The sequence below is a fragment of the Brachybacterium sp. ACRRE genome (genome assembly GCF_022346485.1).
In the GTDB taxonomy this organism is placed as follows: Bacteria; Actinomycetota; Actinomycetes; order Actinomycetales; family Dermabacteraceae; genus Brachybacterium; species Brachybacterium halotolerans.
This window is the reverse complement of record NZ_JAKRMO010000108.1, coordinates 1-7,168: the sequence shown is the minus strand read 5'-3', so window position 1 is coordinate 7,168 and position 7,168 is coordinate 1. Positions and strand designations below refer to the sequence as shown.

Annotated in this window: 5 protein-coding genes and 2 tRNA genes; 5 read left to right on the top strand and 2 right to left on the bottom strand. The window is 72.6% G+C overall.

The window, feature by feature from the left end:
- The coding region (locus MHY49_RS18550; protein ID WP_239206642.1) for a DNA-3-methyladenine glycosylase 2 at positions 1-1,547 on the bottom strand (1,547 nt) is incomplete at its 3' end.
- 172 nt (positions 1,548-1,719) lie between these two features.
- Between MHY49_RS18550 and MHY49_RS18545 the strand changes: the two genes are divergently transcribed.
- The 3 genes from MHY49_RS18545 to MHY49_RS18535 all read left to right on the top strand — a co-directional run bounded on the left by MHY49_RS18545 (position 1,720) and on the right by MHY49_RS18535 (position 4,206).
- A complete protein-coding gene (locus MHY49_RS18545) occupies positions 1,720-2,856 on the top strand; it encodes a Dyp-type peroxidase (RefSeq protein WP_370646222.1) in 1,137 nt (378 codons plus the stop codon).
- Complete coding sequence (locus tag MHY49_RS18540; RefSeq protein ID WP_239206640.1) at positions 2,853-3,656, top strand: family 1 encapsulin nanocompartment shell protein; 804 nt, start codon at positions 2,853-2,855, stop codon at positions 3,654-3,656. The genes MHY49_RS18545 and MHY49_RS18540 overlap by 4 nt, the downstream gene beginning before the upstream one ends.
- Positions 3,657-3,753: 97 nt before the next feature.
- The gene (locus tag MHY49_RS18535; protein ID WP_239206638.1) at positions 3,754-4,206 is read left to right on the top strand and encodes a hypothetical protein; all 453 of its coding nucleotides are present in this window, start codon (positions 3,754-3,756) and stop codon (positions 4,204-4,206) included.
- Positions 4,207-4,339: 133 nt separating this feature from the next.
- Here MHY49_RS18535 and MHY49_RS18530 read toward each other — a convergent pair.
- Positions 4,340-4,410 (bottom strand) — tRNA-Gly (locus MHY49_RS18530).
- 241 nt (positions 4,411-4,651) lie between these two features.
- Between MHY49_RS18530 and MHY49_RS18525 the strand changes: the two genes are divergently transcribed.
- A tRNA-Pro gene (locus MHY49_RS18525) sits at positions 4,652-4,725 on the top strand.
- An 88-nt stretch (positions 4,726-4,813) separates the two neighbouring features.
- A complete protein-coding gene (tig, locus tag MHY49_RS18520; RefSeq protein WP_239206636.1) occupies positions 4,814-6,532 on the top strand; it encodes a trigger factor in 1,719 nt (572 codons plus the stop codon).
- The last annotated feature ends 636 nt before the right edge of the window (positions 6,533-7,168 follow it).

The window sequence follows — 7,168 nt, the reverse complement described above, 5'->3', positions numbered from 1 at the left end:
CTGCGTGTCCTTCGGGTGCGGCGGGCGGGTGGCAGGGAGGCGGCGTGATGCCACAGATGCAGGCTCGCGTACGAGCGCCAGGGGGCGGCGGGCGCGAGGGACTCCGGGAGGTCGTCGAGGTCCTCGGCGAGGCCCAGGTCGCGGGTGGCGGCGAGCAGGGCGACGTCGCGCGGGGGAGCCAGGTCGCTGCCGCGGGTGCCGCGCAGCAGCGCGTAGCCGGCGGTCCACGGGCCGACGCCCGGCAGGGCGAGCACGGCCTCGTGCAGCTGCGCGGGATCCAGCGCGTCCGCGTCGGGCGTCTCGGTGAGCGCGGTGACCAGGGCGCGGCGGCGGGCGCCGGGCCCGCGGTACCAGTCCGCGGCACGCGCGGCGGCCTCCGCCGGCGTCGGGCCAAGTCGGTGCACCCCGCCCACGTGCAGCGAGGGCGGCAGCGCTTCGCAGGCCAGGTCCGTGGCGCGCGCGATCTGGTCCCGCGCCTGCGCGGCGGTGATCTGCTGCCCGACGATCGCCCACATCAGCGCCTCGGCGAGAGACGGCAGCCCGGGCAGACGCACCCCCGGCCGCGCCGCGACGAGCGGGGCGAGGGCCGGGAGGGAGCGCGGGAGCGCCTCGTCGATGCCGAGCGGATCCGCGTCCAGGTCCAGCAGGCGCCGCGCGAGCCCCACCGCCGCGCCGTAGTCGCGCACGTCGGCCAGGTGCATGGTGGCGGGCAGGCGCGCGGTGCCCGTGCCCCCGAGGGACGGCAGGGCGACCTCGAGCACGGCGGGGCCGTGGGGGAGGCGCACGGCGGTTCGCCGGACGGGCGCCGTGTCGGCCCCGTCCTCGGCGGCGACGACCTCGTCGACGCCGGGCACGGCGCGCGCGGCGAACCAGCGGGCGAGGCCGTCCCCGTCGAAGGGGAGGCGCACCGCGAGGCGCGCCCGCAGGTGGGCGGCGCCCTCGGCCGCGGAGTCCGCCGGCCCGTCGGACCCCGTCGCGTCCCGCCCCCTGCGCTCCCGGACGGTCGAGGGCGCGTGGCCGAACACGGTCGTGAACGTGTCGTGGAGCTGGCGCTCGCTGCCGAACCCGGCGGCGAACGCGACCCGCGAGAGCGGGAGATCCGTCTCCAGGACCAGGTCGTGGGCCCGCCGGGCGCGACGCATGCGCGCATGGGCGAGGGCGCCCGCCCCCGTGCGGGCGCTCAGCGCCCGGTGCAGCGTGCGCTCGGAGACCGCGAGGCGCGCGGCGAGCTGCGGCACCGAGCCGTCGTCCAGTGCGCCGCCGTCGATGAGGCGCAGCGCGCGACGCGCGAGATCGCCCGAGGGGTCCTCGTCCGGCGATCCGGGCGGGGCCGAGGGCCTGCAGCGCTTGCAGGCGCGGAAGCCCGCCTCGACCGCGGCCGCGGCCGACGGGGCGAAGTCGACGTTCGCGCGCGCCGGGGTGCGGGCCGGGCACGAGGGGCGGCAGAAGATCCCCGTGGAGCGGACGCACGTGAAGAACGCGCCGTCGAAGCGGGCGTCCCGCGCCCGGATCGCGGCGAAGCGCTCGTCGTCCGTCATCTCGTCCATGCCTCCCAGTGAACCCCCTGCGCACCAGCGGCGCCAGCGGGAATCGGACACGGCGGCGGGGATCATCGACGTCCTCGGGCCGACCCTGCGTGGCGTCACCGGGTGAGGGTCTAGCCTGGGTCGCGGACGGGGCGCGCATGCTCCGCAGTCGACGAGCAGGGGGACGCAGCACGTGGACGAACAGAGCGCACCGATCCCGCAGAGGATCCTGAGGCCGCTCACCGAGTCGGCGATCTTCCTCGTCCTGAGCATCGACGAGGGCGGCGAGGACGGCGTGCGCGAGGTCCTCGACGGCTACACGGGGACCCTTCGCACCGTGCACTCGCGGATCGTCGCGGCGGACCTCGGCTGCGTGGTCGGCATCGGCGCCCGCGCCTGGTCCCGCCTGTTCTCCGGCCCCGCGCCGAAGGGTCTGCGCACCTTCCCCGCGCTGTCCGGGACGGTGCACGACGCCCCGTCGACCCCCGGCGACCTGCTCTTCCACATCCGCGCCCACCGCATGGACGTGTGCTTCGAGCTCGCCGGCCAGCTCATGCGGCAGCTGCGGCCGTTCACCACCGTGCAGGACGAGGTCCACGGGTTCCGCTACTTCGACTCCCGCGACGTCATCGGCTTCGTCGACGGCACCGAGAACCCCGAGGGCCTCGAGGCGCAGCGGTTCGTGGTCCTCGACGAGGACACGGACCCGGACTTCGTGGGCGGCAGCTTTGTGACCGTCCAGAAGTACGTGCACGACATGGAGGGATGGGAGCGGCTCACCGTCGAGCACCAGGCCGACGCCATCGGCCGCCACAAGTGGGACAACGTCGAGATGGACGACGAGACCAAGCCCGCCGACTCCCACACCGCGCTCACCGTCATCGAGGACGCCGACGGCACGCAGCTGAAGATCGTGCGCGACAACATGCCCTTCGGCAGCGCCGCGGCCGACGAGTTCGGCACCTACTTCATCGGCTACTCGCGCGACCTCGACGTCACCGAGCAGATGCTGCGCAACATGTTCCTGGGGGACCCCGAGGGCACGAACCACGACCGGCTCCTGGACTTCTCGACCGCGCTCACGGGCACCCACTTCTTCGTCCCCACCGTCGACTTCCTCGACGACATCCCGCCCGCGCCGGGCGACGGGGCCGATGGTGCCGAGGTGCCCTCGTCGGCCACCCCCGCCCCGCCGGATCCCGCGGAGGGATCGCTGGGCATCGGGGCCCTTGAACCGACCGCTCCGCACACCACCGCCCCTGACGATCCCGCCGCGCACGACCCCGCCCCGCACGACCCCGGCACCGCCGGGACGAAGGAGACGCCATGAACAACCTGCATCGCGAACTCGCGCCGATCTCCGCGGCGGCGTGGGAGGACATCGAGGACGAGGCGAAGCGCTCGTTCCGCCGCAACATCGCCGGGCGCCGCCTGGTCGACGTCAGCGGACCCCACGGCCTCGACCTGGCCTCGGTCACCACCGGTCACCGCCACCGCGTGGACCTGGGCCTCGAGGGCGTGCGCGCGAGCCTGCGCGAGTCCCAGCCGATCACCGAGCTCACCGTCCCCTTCACCATCAGCCGCGAGGCGATCGACGACGTCGACCGCGGCGCGCAGGACCCCGACTGGGACCCCGTCGTCGACGCCGCCCGCACCATCGCGCTCGCCGAGGACCACGCGATCTTCAACGGCCTCGACGCCGCGCACATCACCGGCATCACCCCCGGGGCCACCTCGCTCGCGCACCACCTGCCGCAGGACGTGCGCGACTACCCCGACGCGGTGTCCCGGGCGATGACTGCTCTGCGGCTGGAGTCGATCGACGGCCCCTACGCGCTCGCCCTCAGCGCCGACGCGTACCGCGAGGTCAACGAGACCACCAACCACGGCTACCCGATCATCGAGCACCTGAAGCGCGTGCTCGACGGGCCGATCGTGTGGGCTCCCGCGATCGAGGGCGGCGTGCTGCTCTCGCGCCGCGGCGGCGACTTCGAGCTGACCATCGGCCAGGACGTGTCGATCGGCTACTCCGCCCACGACGCGGACACCGTGGCGCTCTACTTCCAGGAGTCGATCACGTTCCTCTCCTTCACCCCGGAGGCCGCGGTCCCGCTGCTCGCGAAGAGCTGAGGTCCCGGGGAGTTCCGAGCACGGCCGGGGCGGGAGTCGGGCGTCCGGCAGCAGGCGCGTCGGACGCACGGATGCCTGCGCCTCCTACCCTGGAGGCATGACCCAGCCTCCTCCCAGCCACGATCCCCGCTTCCCCCCGACGCAGCCTGCCCCGCCGAGTGGAGCGCTCGCCTGGGGCCTCGGTCTGCTCGTGTTCCTTCTCGTGCCCTTCTTCTCGTCGGTCATCGCCGGCGTGACCATGCTCGTCGTCGGCGCCCATTCGCGGACCAAGGGCGGCCTCGCCCACGTCAACGCGCGAAACGCGGCGAACTGGGGCGGCACCTACCTCGTGCTCACGCTGATCCTCGTGCCGCTGCACTTCGTGCTGCTCTTCACCCTCGCGGACGGGCCGTACGGGCACGACTTCTTCCCGCTCGGGACGGCCATCTCCCTCTGGGGGCTCGTCACCCTGTTCCACATCGTCGTGTCGATCCTCGGCCTGATCCTCTCGCTCACCGGCAAGGTCTTCTGGATCCCGGCGATCCCGTTCCTGCGGGCCGGGAGGCCCTGAGCACGACCCGCGCCGGGCATCGGATGCCGGGGCCCGCGGCTCGGGCGTCGGGGTCCCGAGGGCGCTCCGGCGGCACACATGGAAGAACCGGCCGGTCGAGCAGGAGAGCTGCTCGACCGGCCGGTCCATGGAGAGCGGGCGACGGGAATCGAACCCGCGTCATCAGTTTGGAAGACTGAGGCTTTACCATTAAGCTACGCCCGCGTGACCAGCGCAGATGCTGTTCCTCGGCGCCCCGTCCAGAGGGCTTTCGGATACCGGACCACCGGGAGCCGAGCGGCTCGTCGGAGGTGCGCTGCATCGTGTGCGGCCGCTCCTATTAGACCAGAGGTCCGGGCCGCGGCGCACCACGCGTCGGCCCGCGGAGGCATGTCTCCCATCACAGGTGCCGGACGCGGCCGGGGGCGTGCAGGAGCGACCAGGTAGGATCTGGTGGGTTGCCCTCCGGGGTGTAGCTCAGCTTGGTAGAGCACCCGCTTTGGGGGCGGGATGCCGCAGGTTCAAATCCTGTCACCCCGACCCGCGGCTGGGTCGCCACCGTGCCGAGTCACCGGGCGGCGCCACCGGACAAGTCCAGAACACCGATAGACCTCAGGGAGACCTGCACGTGAAGACCGAAGTCGAGAAGCTCAGCCCGACCCGGGTGAAGCTCACCGTCGCTGTGCCGTTCGACGAGCTGAAGCCGGCCGTCGAGGCGGCAACGAAGAAGATCGCCGAGCAGGTGCAGATCCCGGGCTTCCGCAAGGGCAAGGTCCCCACGCGCCTGGTCGAGCAGCGCTTCGGTCGCCCGGCGATCATGCAGGAGGCCGTCAACGACGCCCTGCCGGACTTCTACCAGAAGGCCGCGACCGAGGCGGAGATCCGCCCGCTGGGCCGTCCCGAGGTCGAGGTCACCGAGATCCCGGGCCTGGACGGCACCGACGCCGGTGACCTCAACTTCACCGTCCAGCAGGACGTGCGCCCCGACTTCACCCTCCCCGAGCTCTCCGACGTGGTCGTCGAGATCGAGGAGCCCACGGTCGACGACGACGCCGTGCAGGTGCGCCTGGACGCGCTGCGCGAGCGCTTCGGCACCCTCGTGGGCGTCGACCGTCCCGCGCAGGACGGCGACTTCGTCTCCCTCGACATGACCGCGAAGGTCGGTGACGAAGAGGTCGAGTCCGTCGAGGGCGTCTCGTACCACATCGGCGAGGGCAACATGCTCGAGGGCCTGGACGAGGCGCTCATCGGCCTGTCCGGCGGCGAGACCACGACCTTCACCTCGAAGCTCGCCGGCGGCGACCGCGCCGGCGAGGACGCCGACATCACCGTCACCGCCCAGAGCGTGAAGGTGCGCGAGCTGCCCGAGGCCGACGACGAGTTCGCCGAGATGGCCTCCGAGTTCGACACCATCGACGAGCTCAAGGCCGACCTCAAGGAGCAGGCCGCGAAGGACGCCGAGGGCAACCGCGTGGCCCTGGCCCGCAACGCCTTCCTCGACAAGCTCGTCGCTGACCTGGACCTGCCGGTCCCGGATCAGCTCGTCGAGGACGAGATCGCCCAGCACCTCGAGAACGAGGGCAAGGAGCCCGGCGACCCGCACGCCGAGGAGATCCGCGAGGACACGATCTCCGGCATCCGCGCGCAGTTCGTGCTCGACGCGCTCAACGAGACCCGCGAGGTCCAGGTGGAGCAGGAGGACCTCATGTCCTACCTGAGCCAGCTCGGCGCCCAGTACGGCATCGATCCCAACCAGCTCATCTCGATGCTGGCCCAGTCCGGTCAGCTCGAGCAGGTCTTCGCCGAGGCCCAGCGCTCCAAGGCCCTCGACGTGGCCCTCGCCGACATCACGGTGAAGAACACCGCCGGCGACGTGCTCGACCTGGGTCTGACCAAGGCCGACGCCGCCGAGGCGGATGCCGACGCCGAGGGCGAGGAGGCCGAGAAGGCTCCTGCGAAGAAGGCGCCGGCCAAGAAGGCCCCCGCGAAGAAGGCCCCCGCCAAGAAGGCTTCGGCCACCAAGGCGACCGCCTCGAAGTCGACCGCCTCGAAGTCCACCGCCGCGGCGGAGGACGCCGAGGGCGAGGAGAAGGCTCCGGCGAAGAAGGCTCCGGCCAAGAAGAGCACCGCCGCGAAGTCGACCACCTCGACCGCCGCCAAGAAGACGACCGCCGCGAAGTCCACGACCTCGAAGACGGCCGCCTCCAAGACGACCGCGTCGAAGTCCGCCTCGACCAAGACCGCCGCGTCGAAGTCGACGGCCGCCAAGAAGCCCGCCGCCTCCAAGGCGACGTCGGCCAAGTCCGCCGCAGCCAAGAAGGCCGAGGAATCCGCCGAGGACAAGTGATCCTCGCAGGACACCGCCCGGGCCGCGTCCACTGAGACGCGCCGGGGCACAGGGAACGGGCCGCCCATCGGAGAGATCCGGTGGGCGGCCCGTTCCTGTGTGCCGTGGACTGTGCCCGGGTGTGCCCCCCCCCCGGGTGCGCCGGGGTCGGTAAGTCGGTGCTCCTCCAGAGGGGGAGAGTGGCCGGAGCGGTCAGGAGAGCGGCAGCGCGCACTGCCGCATCCCCGGGGGCTCCCGTCCCGCATCGGTTCCGGCTCCAGTCCCTGCATCCCGCCGTGCGAGCTCGCGCTGTGGGGCGGCGTGCGACGGGTCGTGCTGACGGTCGTGCTGACGGGTCGTGCCCGGCGCTGATGCCGGCCCCGTGAGTGCGGGACGATGTGCTCCAGCGGCGTATACCGGACGTCTCTGCCAGATATGGCAGAGACGTCCGGTATATGCCGCTCCGTGACATCCGCGCCCCGCATCTGCCGCACCCGGCGCCCTGCATCTGCCGCACCCGGCGCCCTGCATCTGCCGCACCCGGATCCCTGCATCTGGCGCACCCGGATCCCTGCTTCTGCCGCACGCCACCCGTCCGCCGGACCGCACGCGGGCCCCGCGCTCCGGCCCGTGCGCCCATCCCGCCCACCTCACGCC

Bases quoted from the DNA above. Each gene is read 5' to 3' on its own strand.
- MHY49_RS18540 (WP_239206640.1), top strand. From the start codon at position 2,853: ATGAACAACCTGCATCGCGAACTCGCGCCGATCTCCGCGGCGGCGTGG.
- MHY49_RS18535 (WP_239206638.1), top strand. From the start codon at position 3,754: ATGACCCAGCCTCCTCCCAGCCACGATCCCCGCTTCCCCCCGACGCAG.